A 16,634-nucleotide genomic window follows, 5' to 3' on the forward strand; every position below is an offset into this window, starting at 1 on the left:
TGGATGGAAGCACTCCGACTCATCCTCCTCTACGTCCACCTCATCGGGTTCGCGCTGTTGCTGGGCGGTGCGATCGCGCAATACATCAGCGGCAAGCTCCGGATCAACGCGGCCATGCTCTGGGGCGCGGTGATCCAGCTGTTGAGCGGCACCGGCCTGGCGGCCCCGCTGCGGGACGGTGACGAGCCGGATCCGGCGAAGCTCGTCGTCAAGTTCCTGATCGCCCTGGCGATCTTTGTGATGGTCTTCTTCTCCCGGAAGCGGGACGAGGTCAACCGGGGTCACTTCCTCGCTATTGTCGGGCTGACGCTTGTCAATGCGGCGGTGGCGGTTTTCTGGCGGTGAGCGGGCGAATTCACGCGATGGTTGTGTGAATCCGGTTTATTTCCTGGTTCGGTGGGTCAGGCGGGGCCGCGAAAGGCCCCGCCTGACCTCGTGTGCTGCTCGGCAGGGTGGAGTGGGTATCCGCTGACCGCGCCGCAGCTGATTGCGAAATCCGGTTTGTCCGGGACCGCGACCCCGGGCTGCGGGGGAAGTCATTTCCGCCGGTCCCGGCGTGCGGGAATGCAAGATCGAAAATGTGGTCGACGATGAGCGGTATGGGGGCGACCGTCAGCGCGATGACCGGTATTCGACAAAATGCCGGATCCGTAATCGGGGTGGCCCGATCCGGTAGGTGATCAAACCAGACAAAGCGTTACGAGAGCGTGAGCTTCCCCACCACAAGCATTACGTACGGGTAACAGGCGTCCAACAGTCCTGCACGCTTGTCGTTGGTCAGATGGGCGCGGGCGTACGCTCGGCGTCCGTAACGTGGGAGACCGGCGGCAAGGCGCAGGCCGGTTCAAGGGCAGCCACCGCAACCACGCGGTGTGCAATGGGAAGGGAGACGTCTTGCGCTCGGTGCGTGGGATGCGGATTGCCTCGATGATCGCGGCGGGTGGGCTCGTGCTGAGCGCCGCCGCCTGTGGCGAGGCTCCGGATGAGGACAACAACGCCGGTTCAGGCGGCGAGAAGTACAGCGCCTGTATGGTCACCGACGTCGGCGGCATCGACGACAAGTCGTTCAACGCCTCGGCCTGGAAGGGCCTTGAGGCTGCCAAGGCCGAGAACAGCAACGTCGACATCAAGTACGTCGCGTCGCGGGCCGAGGCCGACTACGAGCCCAACCTTTCCGCGTACGTCAACCAGGACTGCGACTTCATCCTGGCCGTCGGCGGCCTGATGGGCGAGGCCACCAAGAAGATCGCCGAGGCGAACCCGAACCAGCAGTTCGCCATCGTCGACGCCAACCCCGGCGTGGCCAACGTCTACCCGATGGAGTTCGACACCGCGCAGGCCGGCTTCCTCGCCGGTTACGTGGCCGCCGGCATGAGCCAGAGCGGCAAGGTCGGCACCTACGGCGGCATGAAGATCCCGCCGGTGACCATCTTCATGGACGGTTTCGTCGACGGCGTGGCCCACTACAACCAGGCCAAGGGCGCCAAGGTCCAGGCCCTCGGCTGGAACAAGGAGACCCAGAACGGCTCCTTCACCAACGACTTCGTCAAGCAGGACGAGGGCAAGAAGGTCAGCGACGCGCTGGTCGCCCAGGGCGCGGACATCGTCATGCCGGTCGCCGGCGGCGCCGGCCTCGGCACCACCGGTGCGGCCAAGGCCTCCGGTGGCAAGTACAACACCATCTGGGTGGACGTCGACGGCTGCGAGAGCACGCCGGACTGCTCGGCGATCATCACCACCGTGGTGAAGAACATCCCGGGTGCGGTCAAGGAGGCCGTGCTGAAGGCCGCCGGTGGCGAGAAGCTCAGCGCCGAGCAGGGCTTCGTCGGCACCCTGGCCAACGACGGCGTCTCGCTCGCTCCGTACCACGAGTTCGACAGCAAGGTCCCGGCTGAGCTCAAGGCCGAGGTCGACAAGCTGAAGGCGGACATCGCGGCCGGCACCGTCAAGGTCGAGTCGGCCGCCCAGCCGAAGAGTTGAGCCCTGCGCCGCCCGCCTGCGGTGCGACGATCACCGTAGGCGGGCGGTGGGTACGCCACATCATGATCCGACCGCCCCGCAGCGGGGAGTCCCGCTGCGGGGCGGTGGCGCACCCCGGCCGGGTCGGCGCCGTGCCCCGTTCGCCAGCGGCTACGCTGCACCATCGCTTCGCACTCCCAGGAGGTTGCGCTGAGACTCGAACTGCGCGGCATCACCAAGCGGTTCGGTGATCTGGTCGCCAACGACCACATCGACCTGACGGTGGAGCCTGGAGAGATTCACGCCCTGCTCGGCGAGAACGGTGCTGGCAAGTCGACTCTGATGAACGTGCTCTACGGGCTCTACCAGCCCGACGAGGGCGAGATCCTGGTCGACGGCGAGCCGCTGAAGTTGCGCGGGCCGTCCGACGCCATCGCGGCCGGCATCGGCATGGTGCACCAGCACTTCATGCTCGTACCGGTCTTCACCGTCACCGAGAACATCATGCTCGGTGCCGAGCAGGTGCGCGGCGGCATCGCCGGGTTCCTGGACCGGCGGCGGGCCCGCCGCGAGGTTGCCGAGGTGTCGCAGCGGTACAACCTGCGAGTCGACCCGGACGCGATGATCGAGGACCTGCCGGTCGGCGTCCAGCAGCGGGTGGAGATCGTCAAGGCCCTCACCCGGGACGTCGACCTGCTCATCCTGGACGAGCCGACGGCGGTGCTCACCCCGCAGGAGACCGAGGACCTGCTCGCCGTGATGCGGTCGCTCAAGGCCGCCGGCAAGTCGATCGTCTTCATCACCCACAAGCTCGGCGAGGTCAAGGCGATCGCCGACCGGATCACCGTGATCCGGCGGGGCAGGACCGTGGGCACGGCCTCGCCGCAGGCCAGCCGCGACGAACTGGCCGCGCTGATGGTCGGCCGTACCGTCCGGCTCACCGTGGACAAGACCCCCGCCACCCCCGGCGAGCCGGTCCTGGAGGTCGCGGGGCTGGTCGTCGACGACGACCGGCAGGTCCGCGCGGTGGACGGCGTCGACCTGACCGTACGCGCGGGCGAGGTGCTCGGCATCGCGGGCGTACAGGGCAACGGCCAGACCGAGCTGATCGAGGCGATCATGGGTCTGCGCCCGTTGCTCGCCGGCACGGTGACCCTCGACGGGCAGCGCATCGACGGCTGGTCGACCAAGAAGGTGCTCCGGGCCGGCGTCGGCTACGTCCCGGAGGACCGCAGCGTGGACGGGCTGGTCAAGGAGTTCTCCGTGGCGGAGAACCTGGTGCTGGACATCTACGACCGGCCGCCGTTCGGCCGGGGCCTGTCGATCAAGCCGGACGCGATCGCCAGGTCGGCGCGGGAACGCATCGAGCAGTTCGACGTACGCACCTCCTCGGCGCAGGCGCCGGTGGGCACCCTCTCCGGCGGTAACCAGCAGAAGGTGATCGTGGCCCGGGAGCTGTCCCGGCCGCTGAAGCTCTTCATCGCCGCCCAGCCCACCCGGGGTGTGGACGTCGGCTCGATCGAGTTCATCCACAGCCGGATCATCCGCGAGCGCGACGTCGGCACCGCCGTGCTGGTGGTCTCCAGCGAACTCGACGAGGTGATCGGGCTGGCCGACCGGATCGCGGTGATGTACCGCGGCCAGATCATCGGCATCGTCGGCCCGGACACCCCCCGCGAGGAGATCGGCCTGCTGATGGCGGGCATCACCCCCGATTCGACGGGCGACGCCCCGGCGACCACCGACGGCGTGGCGTCAGGTCCCGAGGGGCCAGGCAGCAAGGACGAGAAGGCATGACCGACAACCTTCAGCCGGGCTCCCCGGACAAGGAGCCGGCGAGCGAGGAGCAGGCCGCCCAGGTCACGCTCGGCAACACCGAGCAGGCCGAAGCCGCCACCACGCCGACCGCACCGGAGCAGCGCCCCACCCTGGGACGGCTGTTCCTGGAGAACCTGTGGGCCGCCAACACCTTCACGGTGACCCTGCTGTCGCTGGTGCTGGCGATGGTCGTCGGTGCCGTCCTGATGATCATCTCCGACCCGGACGTGCTGGCCACCTACGCCTACATCACGGCCCGCCCGTCGGACGCGATAAACGCCAGTTGGACCCTGGTCAGTGAGGCGTACGCGAACCTGTTCAAGGGCTCGGTCTTCGACCCGGGCGCGACCACCCTCACCGCCGCGCTGAACCCGATCTCGGAGACGCTCACGTACACCGCGCCGCTGGTCTTCACCGGCCTGTCGGTGGCGCTTGCCTTCCGGGGCGGTCTGTTCAACATCGGCGCCCAGGGGCAGGCCATCATGGGCGTCGTCCTGGCGGCGCTGGCCGGCTTCCTGCTGCCGCTGCCCCCCGTGGTGCACCTGCTGGTCGCGGTGCTGGCCGGGGCCCTCGGTGGCGCCGTCTGGGGCTTCATCCCGGGCATCCTCAAGGCGCGCACCGGCGCCCACGAGGTGATCAACACGATCATGCTCAACTACATCGCGGTCTACTTCCTGACCTGGCTCATCGTGCAGAAGGGCGTGCAGGACCCGAACCGTACCGACGCGATCAGCCGGCCGGTCGACGCCTCGGCCCAGTTGCCGCGCCTGTTCGACGAGCCGCTGCGGGCGCACGGCGGCATCCTCCTCGCCGTACTGGCCACCTGGGCGGTCGCCTGGCTGCTCAACCGTTCCACCCTCGGGTTCGAGCTGCGGGCGGTGGGGGCCAACCCGGACGCGGCCCGCACCGCCGGCATCAGCGTCACCCGGACGTACGTCCTGGTCATGGTCTTCGCCGGGGCGCTGGCCGGGCTCGGCGGCTCGCAGATGGTGCTCGGCACCACCGCCGCCGCGCTGACCCCGCTGGTGATCGCCCAGATCGGCTTCGACGGCATCCTGGTCGCCCTGCTCGGCCGGGTGAAACCGTGGGGTGTCGCCCTGGCCGCGCTGCTGTTCGGCGCGTTGCAGGCCGGCGGCAACCGGATGCAGTCGTACTCGGGCATCTCGCTGGAACTGGTCACCGTGCTGCAGGCGCTGATCGTCATCTTCATCGCCGCACCGGCCCTGGTGAAGGCGATCTTCCAGCTCCGGGCCGCGCGGGCCGCCCGGTTGCAGACGAGCCTCGCGAAGGGCTGGTGAGGCATGTCCACCATGGCTGTTCCCGACGTCGCCGTCGCCGCGGTCGACGAGGGCTACTGGACCCGTACCCGCAAGGTGGGCCTGGTGCTGCTGGCGCTCGGCCTGCTGGCCACTGTGCTGTTCGGCGCGCTCGCCACCGGCGAGCAGGCCCGCTTCACGCTCAGCGAGGACGCCGCCGGGGCCGCGCTGGAGATCAACGGCACGGTCGGGGCGGTTCTCTTCGGGCTGATCACGCTCGCCGCGGGTGCGGCGATGCTGGCCCGGCTGCCGAAGCGCTGGTTCATCCCGGTGCTCGCGGTGGGTCTGGTCGCGTTCGTGCTGTCGTTCCTGTGCTGGCAGGTCTCCGCCGCACCGACCGGGCAGAACTTCATGCCGCTCGTCAACATCGTGCGCGGCACCTTCCTGCTCGCCCTGCCGCTGATCTTCGGGTCGCTGGCCGGTGTGCTCTGCGAACGCTCCGGCGTGGTCAACGTGGCAATCGAGGGGCAGTTGCTGATGGGCGCGTTCAGCGGCGCGCTGTTCGGCAGCATCAGCGGCAGCGTCTGGGTGGGTCTGGTCGCCGCCGCGATCGGCGGCTCGTTCATCTCGCTGCTGCTGGCCGTGTTCTCCATCAAGTACCTGGTCGACCAGGTGGTCATGGGCATCGTGCTGAACCTGCTGGCGCTCGGCATCACCGGCTTCCTCTACGAGCGGCTGATGCAGACCGACGCGGCCCGCTACAACAGCGCCCCCCGGTTCAGCAACTGGGAGATTCCGCTGCTGTCGGACATCCCGGTGCTGGGCCCGGCGTTGTTCCGGGGCAACATCTTCCTCTACCTCGCCCTGGTGCTGGTGCTCGTGATCCACATCGCGCTGTTCCGGACCCGGTGGGGGCTGCGGACCCGGTCCGTCGGCGAGCACCCGACGGCGGCGGACACCCTCGGCGTGAAGGTGCTCGGGCTGCGCTACCGCAACGTGATCATGGCGGGCGCGATCGCCGGTATCGGTGGTGCGTCGTACACGCTGGCGCTCTTCTCGTTCACCAAGAACATGATCGGCGGTAAGGGCTTCATCGCGCTGGCCGCGCTGATCTTCGGGCGCTGGAGCCCCACCGGGGCCCTGCTCGCCGCGCTCTTCTTCGGCTTCGCCGACCAGCTGGCCACCTACCTGGGCGCGATCAACAGTGTGATCCCCGGCCAGTTCCTGGCCATGCTGCCGTACCTGGCGACGATCCTTGCCGTGGCCGGGCTGGTCGGCCGGGTGCGGGCACCGGCCGCCGATGGTAAGCCGTACATCAAGGGCTGAGCCAGGGGAGCAGACCATGGAGATCGACTGGGGGCGGCTACGGGCCGCGGCCACCGAGGTGATGCGGCACGCGTACGTGCCGTACTCGAAGTTCCCGGTGGGGGCGGCGGCGCTTGTCGACGACGGCCGGGTGGTGGTCGGCTGCAACGTCGAGAACGCCGCGTACGGTGTCGTGCTCTGCGCCGAGTGCGGCGTGGTCTCCTCGCTGCACGCCACCGGCGGCGGCCGGATCGTCGCGCTGTCCTGCGTCGACGCCACCGGTGAGCCGCTGATGCCGTGCGGGCGTTGCCGGCAGCTGCTCTGGGAGCAGGGCGGCCCGGAATGCCTGATCGAGGCCAAGGGCGGCCCGCTGCGGATGGCCGAGTTGCTGCCGCACGCCTTCGACGTCGCCGACCTCGAAGCGGTGACCGGTGAAGATCCGGTGCCGGTCGTACCCGCCCGGCTGGCCGCCTGGCGTGGCCGGGGATCGGTCTTCGTGCACCCGGACCTCTCCGCCGGGCAGCAGGTCTGGACGGCGTACTGGGAGCGGTCGTCCGGCGACGACGCGGGCGCCGAGACCGGGGTGCTGGAGGAGGGGCCGAGCTGGGACGATCCGGCTGAGGCGATCAGCTGGGGTCTGGCGCGGACGCCTCGGGTCGTGGTGGTGGACGCGTCCGGCACCATCTTCTGGGCCGGTGAGGGTGAGCCGCCGGCGGAGATTCCGGTTCGCTGGGGTTGAGTTCATGGTTGCGGTGGGGGTCGGGGGCCTGCCGTACCCGGCTCCGGGCGGTCAGGCTTGATCCCTCCGCCGGGCACGGCAGGCCCCCGACCCGTGCGCGGTACGGGCCGTCCGTCGGTGTCGGACCGATGATCGACTTGTGCTCGCTGCCGATGGTGTGTGACTGCTGGCGGGGTGAATAGGGATTGGACTCAATGGTGAGTGGTTTTGCGGCGGTTGATGTTATTCGGGTGAAGCGGGACGGGGGGGCGCTCTCCGACTCGCAGATCGACTGGGTGGTGGATGCGTACACCCGGGGGGCGGTGGCCGACGAGCAGATGTCGGCGCTGGCCATGGCGATCCTGCTCAACGGGATGACGGTGCCGGAGATCGCCCGGTGGACGGCCGCGATGATCGCCAGCGGTGAGCGGCTGGACCTGTCGTCGGTGGCTCGGCCGACAGTCGACAAGCACTCGACCGGCGGGGTCGGCGACAAGATCACTCTGCCGTTGACGCCGCTGGTGGCGGCGTGCGGCGCGGCGGTGCCGCAGCTGTCCGGGCGCGGGCTCGGGCACACCGGCGGCACGCTGGACAAGCTGGAGTCCATCCCCGGGTGGCGGGCCGCGCTGAGCAACCAGGAGTTCATCGCGCAGCTGCGCGACATCGGCGCGGTGATCTGCGCCGCCGGGTCCGGACTGGCCCCGGCCGACCGCAAGCTGTACGCGCTGCGCGACGTCACCGGCACCGTCGAGGCGATTCCGCTGATCGCCAGTTCGATCATGAGCAAGAAGATCGCTGAGGGGACCGGCGCGCTGGTGCTCGACGTGAAGGTCGGCTCCGGCGCGTTCATGAAGTCCGTCGATGACGCCCGGCAGCTGGCCCGGACCATGGTGGAGCTGGGTGGCGCGCACGGCGTGAAGACCGTGGCCCTGCTCACCGACATGTCCACCCCGCTCGGCCTGACCATCGGCAACGGCGTCGAGGTGACCGAGTCCGTCGAGGTGCTCGCCGGTGGCGGCCCCGCCGACGTGGTGGAGCTGACCCTGGCCCTGGCCCGGGAGATGCTCGACGCGGCCGGGCTGACCGACGCCGACCCGGCTGCCGCGCTGCGCGACGGGCGGGCGATGGACGTGTGGCGGTCGATGATCCGCGCGCAGGGCGGTGACCCGGACGCGCCGATGCCGCAGGCGCCCGAGGTCGAGGTGGTCCGGGCGGACGCCGACGGCTACGTGGCGGGAGTCGACGCGTACGCCATGGGGGTTGCCGCCTGGCGGCTCGGCGCGGGGCGGGCCCGCAAGGAGGACCCGGTGAGTGTCCCTGCCGGTGTGGTGCTGCACAAACGTCCCGGTGATCCGGTGCGGGCCGGCGAGCCTCTGTACGAGCTGCGGGCCGAGCGGGCCGAGACGATCCCGGCGGCGTTGGCGGAGGCGGCGTCGGCGGTGACCATCGAGGCGCGGCCACCGGCGGCGACGCCTTTGGTGATCGAACGCGTCGAGTGACTCAACCGGGTCCGTCGGCCCCATGGTGCCCGACCATTCGGGCGGCTATTGTCGCAGGCCAGGGGGGACCATCGGCGTGAGACGCCGTGAGCAGACAGGGATGTTGCTGTGATCGTTCCTGCCCCGGACCCCCGGGAAGTGCGTGAGGCGAGCCTGGAGGAGCTGGCCCGGTTGCGGCTACCGCTGCCACCTCCGCAGTTCCCGCTGGTCTGGGAGCCGGGCGACCGGATCGAGCTGCGTCCCACCGCGGAGATCGAGGCGCGGATCGCGGTGCTGCACCTGATCCTGGCCCGCTGCTTCGGCATGCCGCCGCAGGCGGCGATGAGCTGGCTGCTCGCCTCGCACCTGGTGGAGATGGTGACCCCGCCGGAGTTCCAGTTCGTCACCGGCGCCAAGGGCGACCACCGCTCGTTCGTCCTGCACCACGACGCGCTGTTCTCACTGGCCTGGGTGCTCGGCCTGACCAAACAGCTCGACCCCACCATGGCCGTGGACGAGCGGCTGGTGGAACGGCTGCCGAACATCGCCGAGGGGGAGACCTTCCCGCAGTGGCGCTCCCGCATCCTGGCTGCCCCGCAGCACCCGGCGGACGCGGCGGCCCTGCTCGACCTGCACTACTGCCTGGACTGGGCGTACCTGGAGGTGGATCGCTCCGGCGGACGGCTGCCCGGCCTGGTCGACGCCAACGCGATCGGCCAGCGGCGGTGGGCCCTGGAGTGGGCGGTGATCCTGCGCGGGCCGTACCACGACGAACCGCCGGGCTGGGAAGAGGTCGACCTCTCCACCTAGCAGGCCGGTACACCCCGAGTCGGACCTAGCGGGGCCGGTAGACCCCGAGTCGGACCGCCACGGTCACCCGGACCGGTTCGCCGAGGGCGGTGATCCGGGCGGCCAACCCCGCGGGATCGGTGTGCCAGGCGCTCGGACCCATGCCGACCAGGGTGGTCACCTCCGGGCCGGACAACGTCAGCTCCTGCCGGTGCAGGGTGGTCGACTCCTCGGTGAAGTGCTCGCCGAGGCTGGTCGCCACCCGGTCCGCCTTGGCCGGGTCGACCCGCAGCAGACCGAGCGCGTCGACCAGTTCGGTGAGGTGGTCGGCGGCCGGGGTCACCACCAGCAGCCGCCCGGACGGGGCGAGGACCCGGTGGAACTCCTTTCCGTTGCGGGGCGCGAAGACATTGAGCAGCAGCGCCGCCGAGGCGTCCGCCAGCGGCAGCCGCTGCCAGGTGTCGGCCAGCGCCGCGGTCACGCGCGGGTGCACCCGCGCGGCCCGACGCACCGCAGGCTTGGCGATGTCCAGCGCCAGGCCGACCGCCGCAGGCACCGCCGCCAGCACCGCCGCAAGGTGCCGGCCGGTGCCGGCACCCGCCTCCACCACCAGCGGGTACGCCTCAGTCGCCGTACCGTCGACGGCCGGGACACGGTGGTCCGCCCCCTTTGCTCTGCTTACCTCCACGCAACGCTTCCGCCCGCTGTCCATTGCGTCCGTTGAAGCAGAGCAAGGGGCGTGCGGGGTGGTCAGGTGGTGCGCGGCGGCCTCGGCCAGGGCGGTGGAGATGGTGTCGTAGTGGCCCGCCTCCAGGAACTGCGCCCGGGCGGCGACCATCTCCGCCGTGTCGCCGCCGTGCGGGGAACGACCGGTGAGCAGGTTGACGTAGCCCTGCCGGGCGATGTCGAAGCTGTGCCGGCGGGGGCAGCGCAGCGCATCGGCCGTGCCGGCGGTGGCGGTGGTCAGCCCTTCGCCGCAGACCGGGCAACGCAGACGGTCGACGACCCGGGGGTCCGGTCCAGGTGCGGTCACCAGGCCATTGTCCCCGGCGTCGGGTGGGGACGGACGGCGGCGGGGACTAGGGTCAGACCATGGCGACGACTCTGCGCTACGAGGACATTGTCAAGGCACCGAAGGCGCTGCTGCACGACCACCTGGACGGCGGCCTGCGACCTGCGACGATCATCGAGTTGGCCGCCGAGGTCGGGCATCCGCTGCCCACCACCGACCCGCAGGAGTTGGCGCGCTGGTTCGTGGCGGCGGCCGACTCCGGGTCGCTGGAGCGCTACCTGGAGACCTTCGCGCACACCGTCGCCGTCATGCAGACCGCCTCGTCGCTGCGTCGGGTCGCCCGGGAGTGTGCGCTGGACCTGGCCGCCGACGGGGTGGTCTACGCCGAGGTGCGGTTCGCCCCGGAGCAGCACCTGGAACGGGATCTGAGCCTGGACGAGGTGGTCGAGGCGGTGCTGGCCGGATTCGTCGAGGGCAGCGCCCTGGCCGCCGAGGCCGGTACGCCGATCCGGGTCGGCACACTGCTCACCGCGATGCGGCACGCGGCCCGGTCGCAGGAGATCGCCGAGTTGGCCGTGCGGCACCGCGACCACGGTGTGGTGGGTTTCGACATCGCCGGTGCGGAGGCCGGCTTCCCGCCCACCCGGCACCTGGACGCCTTCGAGTACCTCCAGCGGGAGAACTTCCACTTCACCATCCACGCCGGTGAGGCCTTCGGGCTGCCGTCGATCTGGCAGGCCATCCAGTGGTGCGGGGCGGACCGCCTCGGTCACGGCGTACGCATCGTCGACGACATCACGCCGGGTCCCGAGCCGGTGCTCGGTCGGCTGGCCGCGTACGTGCGGGACAAGCGGATCCCGCTGGAGCTGTGCCCGTCGTCCAACGTGCAGACCGGTGCCGCCCCCTCGATCGCCGAGCACCCCATCGGGCTGCTGCGTGACCTGCGGTTCCGGGTCACCGTCAACACCGACAACCGGCTGATGAGCGGCACCTCGGTCTCCCGGGAGATGGCCCTGCTCTGCGACGCCTTCGGCTACGGCTGGCGCGAGGTGCAGTGGTTCACCATCAACGCGATGAAGAGTGCTTTCATCCCGTTCGACGAGCGGCTGCAGATCATCGACGAGGTGATCAAGCCGGCGTACGCGAAGCTGCTGGCGTGACGGCCGGGCCGGGCGGGGATCACCGCGCGGGCGGATGACCGGCGAGCAGGTGGGCCACGCGACGCAGCACCTCCCGGCCGCGGGCGGCCTCCGCGCCGAGTCCGGTCTGCCGGCGCAGCACCGCCGGCTCGGCGCGGAGCAGCGCCACGCCGCGACTCAACAGCACCCGGGGGCCCTTGCGCTGCTCGGCGAGATCCCGGCTCAACCGCCGGAGGAAGGTCGCGCTCCGGGGCCGCCGCAGGGCGTACGCTCCGGCGAGTAGATCGCGTCGGCGGCATTCCTCGACGATCTCCGCAGCGAAAATCCCTTCGGCTACGAAAAGTGGCGCATCGGCCAGATCAAATCGTCGGGTGGCCACCCGACGATCCTCATTTATGGCATAGACGGGTACGTCTGCCTTGCCGTCCCGGACGAGTCGCGCAATGACCTCGACAGCGTTGTCCGCGTCCCAGGAAGCGGGTGACTCCCAGTCGATCTGCCCGTTCCGTCGAGGTAACGTAGGGTCATCGCCGTCCTTGTAGAAGTCGTCCAAGCAGAGGACGGGAAGTCCGGTTCGTCGCGCTATGTACGACTTTCCGGAGCCAGAAGGGCCAGCAAGTAGGATGACTCGGCGCTGGGTGATCATTACTCTGAGTGACTCCGGACAGACGGACTGCGATCAAATTGCATCAACATCTCATCACACCGCCAGCTGGGGCCAACCTGGGCTTTCTCTTTGCCGACGAGCGTGATGGAATCTCGGATGGTCCGACCCGCCGGGTCGGCCGCTGGGCGTTGCCCGGGAGCAACGCCGACGCAGCAATCACGAGGGCGGTGACGTGAGCAAACGGCCGAAGACGGCAGGCTCCTTCCTGTCGCGCCTGCGCCGGCCGGTCGGTCGGCTCCGCGACATGCCGATCTGGTCAAAGCTCGGTCTCATCATGATCGTGCCGACCATCGCCACGGTCGTCGTGGGCACCAGCGGCCTGTTCGACCACCTGGACTCGCTCAACGACGCCAACCGGGCCGGTGACCTCGCCGAGCTCATCGGCTACTCCGGCGAGCTGGTGGACGGCCTGCAGGACGAGCGGACCGCTGCGGTGCTGCTCCTGGGGGTGCCGCCGCAGCAGGCGGGGCAGCCCGAGCCGGAGGCGAAGAAGAAGTACTCCGCCCTCTACAACGAGGTTGCGAAGCGGGTCGACGACGACAAGGGCCCCTATTCGCAGCAGCGCTCCGAGCTGACCGACCTGCCTGTCAGCCTCGCCGGGCTGCTCGACCAGATCGACGGGCGGCTGGCCGACCTGCCGGGCACCCGCAGTCAGGTGTTCAACGGCAAGTTCAAGATCACTGATGCGCTCCAGTCGTACGACGAGCTGATCAACCAGCTGCTCACCATCCGCGACTCGGCCAGCCAGCTCGCCGGTGACAACGAGCTCAGCGACCGGATGCGGGCGGCAGCCGCCGTGGCCCGCGAGAAGGAGTGGCTCTCCGTACGCCGGGTGGTGGTGCACCGGGCGCTCCAGCGCGGCATGAGCTCCGCGCTGCGCACTGACTACATCGCCAGCGAGACCGGTCAGCAGCAGGCGCAGCAGAGCTTCACCTCCGTCGCCACCGAGGAGGAGGCGGAGTTCCACGCCCAGACCATCGGCGGTGGTGACCGCCGGCAGGCGACCATCTACATCAGCCAGGTCAACGCCGACACCTCGGCGGACCTCTCCGGAGTCTCCTTCAACGCCGACCAGTGGGACGCGGCGCTGGTCGCCAACGGCAAGCTGATCCGTACGGTCGAGGCGAAGTTCGACGCCGACGTGCAGGACCAGGCCGCCGAACTCCGCTCCGACGTGCAGCGTCAGGTGTTCCTGGAGACCGGCCTGCTGCTGACCATGCTGCTGCTGGCCGTCATCCTGGCGTACCTGGTGGCCCGCTCGATGGCTCGCTCCCTGCGCGAGCTGCGCCAGGGTGCGCTCTCCATCGCCCAGTACGGGCTGCCCCAGGCGGTCGCCCGGCTGCGCGACCCGCAGGTCACCGGGCAGCTCTCCCCGGTGCAGCTGGCCAACCAGATCGCCGAGCCGCTGCCGGTACGCAGCCGCGACGAGTTCGGTCAGGTGACCGAGGCGTTCAACGCGGTCCACCTGGAGGCCGTCCGTACCGCCGCCGAACAGGCCGCCCTGCGGGCCTCGGTCGCCACCATGTTCGTCAACCTGGCCCGCCGGTCCCAGATCCTGGTCGACCGGCTGATCGGGCACCTCGACCGGCTGGAGCGCGGCGAGGAGGACCCGGACCGGCTGGCCGAGCTGTTCCAGCTGGACCACCTCGCCACCCGGATGCGCCGCAACGACGAGAACCTGCTGGTCCTCGCCGGTGCCGACTCGACCCGGGTGCAGCGCGAGCCGGCCGCACTGATCGACGTGCTGCGCGCCGCGCAGTCCGAGGTCGAGCACTACACCCGGATCGAGTTCGGGGTGATCGACCGGGACATCGAGGTCGCCGCGCACGCGGTCAACGACCTCGTGCACCTCGTCGCCGAGCTGTTCGACAACGCCACCGCATTCTCACCGCCGGACTCGCAGGTGCTGGTCGAGGCCCGCCGGGTCGGCGACCGCGCCTCGCTGTACGTGGAGGACCGCGGCATCGGGATCAGCCCCGAGCAGTTGACCGACCTGAACGAGCGGCTGGCCACGCCGCCGCAGGTGGACGTGGCCGTGTCCCGGATGATGGGCCTGGTCGTGGTCGCCCGGCTGGCGTCCCGGCACGCGGTCAAGGTCGAGCTGCGCCCCGGCACCGATCGGGGCACGGTGGCCGATGTCACGCTGCCGCCGACGGTGCTGGTGCCCCGGGCGCTCTCCGGTCGGGGTCCGCATCCCGCCGCCCTGCCCGCCCCGGCCGCACCGCTGCCCGGGCCGAGCCCGGCCTTCGGTGCCCTGCCCGCCCTCGGCAACGGCCCGAGCGCGCCGGCCGCGCCCTCGGTGCCGACGCAACGATCCGGCGGCTCGGGTAACCAGGTGACCCTCGGCGGTCGGCCCTTCGAGCCGGCCAACCGCAACGGTTCGGGCACTCCGGCGGGTGCGGGCAACCTGCCCGCCTGGTCGGACCTGACCGGGGCGAGCGGCGTCACCGGCGGCAACAGCTTCACCCCGCGCCCTACGGGTGGCCAGTCGACCGATCCACTGCCGCAGCGGCGGGTCGCCGACGAGCAGACCGGTGGCCAGCCGTCCGTTCCCCGTCAGCTGTCGAGCAGCCCCGAGGTCGCGCCGTACGCGCCGCCCGCGGTGTCGGCACCACCGATTCCGCCGGTCTCGTCGCCGCCGGTCTCGGGCACTCCGTACTCGGCCCCGCCGGTCTCCGCCGCCCCGGTTTCCGGGCAGCCGGTCTCGGCCGCGCCGATCTCGACGCCGCCGGGCAGCCCGCTGCCGCAGCGGCCGGTGTCCGCGGGACCGGCCGGCCCCGCGACCCCGGCACCCCCCGCCTGGCCCCCGGTCGCCGCAGAGCAGGCGGCTCCGGCGGTGCCCGAGCGGCTGGCCGCCGCGCTGGACATGACCACCGAGCTGCCTCGGGTGCCACGTCCGGCCGCACAGCCGACCAGGCCGGCGCAGCCGACCGTGCCCACGCCGGCGCAGGCGCAGAACCGACAACGGTACGCGGATGAGACGATGGAGCTGCCGATCTTCCGGGAGCTCGAGTCGGCGTGGTTCCGTACCCGCCGTCCCGGCCCGGAGGAGTCCGCAGGTGCCCGCCAACCGGCGGCGAACGGGGCACCTACCCAGCAGTTCTCCTCGGTCGACCCGGTCGGTCGGCCCAGTACGCAGAACCAGACCGGAACGACAGGTAACGCACCGATGGCAGAGACTCCGACAGCTGCGGGCGGGAACGGCGCTGCGGCGAACGGCGGCCCTCGCCCGGGCAGTGCTGAGAGCCGGCCCACCTACCGTCCGCCATCGCCGGAGAGTGTGTGGCAGACTGCGGCCGACGACGGCTGGCGGGCGGCCTCCGCCGCCAGTCAGGCGCCGCCCGCCGGCACCACCCAGACCGGGCTGCCCAAGCGCACGCCGATGGCGCAGCTCGTTCCGGGCGCGGTGGAGAAGCCCACCAACTCGGTGCAGCGACGTAACCCGGAGTCGGTGCGCGGACTCCTTTCCGCCTACCACCGGGGTGTCCAGCGGGGGCGCAGCCACCCGTCGGACGGCAACCCGACCGGCCCGGAGGGGACTCCGGGCGGGCAGCAATCCTCGCAGTCTGGCTCAGGCCCGGTGGCCGGGAGCAGGCAGAAGGAGCAAGAAGGATGACTAGTACGCAGGACCTCGGTTGGCTGCTGGCCAACTTCGCCGATCGGGTACCCGGTGTCGCGCACGCGGTCGCCGTCTCCGCGGACGGTCTGCTCCTGGCGTCGTCACGAGACCTTCCGCGGGACCGGGCGGACCAGCTGGCGGCGATCGCCTCCGGCCTGGTCAGCCTGACCCAGGGTGCGGCCCGGTGTTTCGAGGGCGGTGCCGTGTTGCAGACCGTTGTCGAGATGGACAATGGCTTCCTGTTCCTGATGTCGATCTCCGACGGTTCGTCGTTCGCGGTGCTCGCCGCACGCAGCTGCGACGTGGGACAGGTGGGCTACGAAATGGCCCTGCTCGTAGACCGGGTGGGTGACGCCCTGACCCCGCAGCCACGTACGGCTGTGGGGATGATGGGCTGATCGTCGCGCCAGCCGGTGGGGCGGGCGGGGCGACAACACTGCATACGACGGGTAGCACCGGTGGGTTCCGGTGCCGGGTACGAAGGAGGTGAGCGGCGACATGGATCGTGACGAGCCGACCGGTGCGTTGGTCCGTCCATACGCCGTTACCCGCGGTCGTACCCGACCCCGCCTCGACATCGCCTTGGAGGCGTTGGTCGAGACGACGGTGCGCGGTCGTGCCGTTGCCACTGGCAACGGCGGTCAAGGCCGTGAACACCAGTACATCGCCGCGCTGTGTGACGGACGCGTGCAGTCGCTCGCCGAGATCGCGGCGCGGATGCAGCTTCCGCTCGGCGTGGCCCGGGTGCTCATCGCCGACATGGCGACGGACGGCCTGGTCGCGGTCCACGAGCCGACCATCCTGGACGACTCGGACGACGCGGTGGGCACTGAACTGCTGGAGAGGGTGCTGAGTGGACTTCGCAGGCTCTGAC

14 protein-coding genes are annotated in these 16,634 nt (G+C 70.5%); 12 read left to right on the top strand and 2 right to left on the bottom strand.

What is annotated here, in order from left to right; translation table 11 throughout:
* Positions 1 to 3: 3 nt before the first annotated feature.
* The 8 genes from EG812_RS14595 to EG812_RS14630 all read left to right on the top strand — a co-directional run bounded on the left by EG812_RS14595 (position 4) and on the right by EG812_RS14630 (position 9,344).
* A complete protein-coding gene (locus tag EG812_RS14595) occupies positions 4 to 345 on the top strand; it encodes a hypothetical protein (protein ID WP_013731509.1) in 342 nt (113 codons plus the stop codon).
* 567 nt (positions 346 to 912) lie between these two features.
* Positions 913 to 1,980, top strand: coding sequence for a BMP family lipoprotein (locus EG812_RS14600; protein WP_043719658.1), 1,068 nt, complete (start codon positions 913 to 915; stop codon positions 1,978 to 1,980).
* A gap of 249 nt (positions 1,981 to 2,229) precedes the next feature.
* The gene (locus tag EG812_RS14605) at positions 2,230 to 3,756 is read left to right on the top strand and encodes an ABC transporter ATP-binding protein (protein ID WP_332416470.1); all 1,527 of its coding nucleotides are present in this window, start codon (positions 2,230 to 2,232) and stop codon (positions 3,754 to 3,756) included.
* Positions 3,753 to 5,075: an ABC transporter permease gene (locus EG812_RS14610; protein WP_013731512.1), complete on the top strand. Its 1,323-nt coding sequence runs from the start codon at positions 3,753 to 3,755 to the stop codon at positions 5,073 to 5,075. Before EG812_RS14605 ends, EG812_RS14610 begins: the two co-directional genes overlap by 4 nt.
* Before the next feature lie 3 nt (positions 5,076 to 5,078).
* Positions 5,079 to 6,359, top strand: a complete 1,281-nt coding sequence (locus EG812_RS14615; protein WP_013731513.1) for an ABC transporter permease — start codon at positions 5,079 to 5,081, stop codon at positions 6,357 to 6,359.
* Between the two features lie 16 nt (positions 6,360 to 6,375).
* The gene (locus EG812_RS14620; RefSeq protein ID WP_013731514.1) at positions 6,376 to 7,077 is read left to right on the top strand and encodes a cytidine deaminase; all 702 of its coding nucleotides are present in this window, start codon (positions 6,376 to 6,378) and stop codon (positions 7,075 to 7,077) included.
* Positions 7,078 to 7,274: 197 nt separating this feature from the next.
* Positions 7,275 to 8,555 carry a thymidine phosphorylase gene (locus tag EG812_RS14625; RefSeq protein WP_126711920.1) on the top strand — a complete coding sequence of 427 codons (1,281 nt, stop codon included), beginning with the start codon at positions 7,275 to 7,277 and terminating at the stop codon, positions 8,553 to 8,555.
* A 108-nt stretch (positions 8,556 to 8,663) separates the two neighbouring features.
* Positions 8,664 to 9,344, top strand: coding sequence for a DUF4272 domain-containing protein (locus tag EG812_RS14630; RefSeq protein ID WP_013731516.1), 681 nt, complete (start codon positions 8,664 to 8,666; stop codon positions 9,342 to 9,344).
* Positions 9,345 to 9,369: 25 nt separating this feature from the next.
* Here the strand turns inward: EG812_RS14630 and EG812_RS14635 are convergent, their stop codons facing one another.
* Complete coding sequence (locus EG812_RS14635) at positions 9,370 to 10,356, bottom strand: putative RNA methyltransferase (protein ID WP_126711835.1); 987 nt, start codon at positions 10,354 to 10,356, stop codon at positions 9,370 to 9,372.
* 59 nt (positions 10,357 to 10,415) lie between these two features.
* Here EG812_RS14635 and EG812_RS14640 point away from each other — a divergent pair, with 59 nt between their 5' ends.
* On the top strand, positions 10,416 to 11,495 hold the full coding sequence (locus EG812_RS14640) for an adenosine deaminase (RefSeq protein ID WP_013731518.1): 1,080 nt from the start codon (positions 10,416 to 10,418) through the stop codon (positions 11,493 to 11,495).
* 19 nt (positions 11,496 to 11,514) lie between these two features.
* On the opposite strand, the gene EG812_RS14645 is transcribed toward EG812_RS14640, so the two are convergent.
* Positions 11,515 to 12,120, bottom strand: a complete 606-nt coding sequence (locus EG812_RS14645; protein WP_043719664.1) for a uridine kinase family protein — start codon at positions 12,118 to 12,120, stop codon at positions 11,515 to 11,517.
* A 193-nt stretch (positions 12,121 to 12,313) separates the two neighbouring features.
* Between EG812_RS14645 and EG812_RS14650 the strand changes: the two genes are divergently transcribed.
* The 3 genes from EG812_RS14650 (at position 12,314) to EG812_RS14660 (ending at position 16,633) form a co-directional block, all read left to right on the top strand.
* Positions 12,314 to 15,757 (top strand): sensor histidine kinase, encoded by a 3,444-nt coding sequence (locus EG812_RS14650; protein ID WP_126711836.1) that lies wholly within the window; start codon positions 12,314 to 12,316, stop codon positions 15,755 to 15,757.
* Positions 15,754 to 16,158, top strand: coding sequence for a roadblock/LC7 domain-containing protein (locus EG812_RS14655; RefSeq protein ID WP_013731521.1), 405 nt, complete (start codon positions 15,754 to 15,756; stop codon positions 16,156 to 16,158). Before EG812_RS14650 ends, EG812_RS14655 begins: the two co-directional genes overlap by 4 nt.
* 100 nt (positions 16,159 to 16,258) lie before the next feature.
* Positions 16,259 to 16,633, top strand: coding sequence for a DUF742 domain-containing protein (locus EG812_RS14660; protein WP_013731522.1), 375 nt, complete (start codon positions 16,259 to 16,261; stop codon positions 16,631 to 16,633).
* The last annotated feature ends 1 nt before the right edge of the window (position 16,634 follow it).

This window comes from Verrucosispora sp. FIM060022 (assembly GCF_003977705.1).
In the GTDB taxonomy this organism is placed as follows: Bacteria; Actinomycetota; Actinomycetes; order Mycobacteriales; family Micromonosporaceae; genus Micromonospora; species Micromonospora gifhornensis.

What these genes read in the sequence shown, in the direction of transcription:
- EG812_RS14610 (WP_013731512.1), top strand. Translation starts at nt 3,753, where the DNA reads ATGACCGACAACCTTCAGCCGGGCTCCCCGGACAAGGAGCCGGCGAGC.
- EG812_RS14645 (WP_043719664.1), bottom strand. Translation starts at nt 12,120, where the DNA reads ATGATCACCCAGCGCCGAGTCATCCTACTTGCTGGCCCTTCTGGCTCC.
- EG812_RS14620 (WP_013731514.1), top strand. Translation starts at nt 6,376, where the DNA reads ATGGAGATCGACTGGGGGCGGCTACGGGCCGCGGCCACCGAGGTGATG.
- EG812_RS14615 (WP_013731513.1), top strand. Translation starts at nt 5,079, where the DNA reads ATGTCCACCATGGCTGTTCCCGACGTCGCCGTCGCCGCGGTCGACGAG.
- EG812_RS14600 (WP_043719658.1), top strand. Translation starts at nt 913, where the DNA reads ATGCGGATTGCCTCGATGATCGCGGCGGGTGGGCTCGTGCTGAGCGCC.
- EG812_RS14655 (WP_013731521.1), top strand. Translation starts at nt 15,754, where the DNA reads ATGACTAGTACGCAGGACCTCGGTTGGCTGCTGGCCAACTTCGCCGAT.
- EG812_RS14595 (WP_013731509.1), top strand. Translation starts at nt 4, where the DNA reads ATGGAAGCACTCCGACTCATCCTCCTCTACGTCCACCTCATCGGGTTC.
- EG812_RS14640 (WP_013731518.1), top strand. Translation starts at nt 10,416, where the DNA reads ATGGCGACGACTCTGCGCTACGAGGACATTGTCAAGGCACCGAAGGCG.
- EG812_RS14660 (WP_013731522.1), top strand. Translation starts at nt 16,259, where the DNA reads ATGGATCGTGACGAGCCGACCGGTGCGTTGGTCCGTCCATACGCCGTT.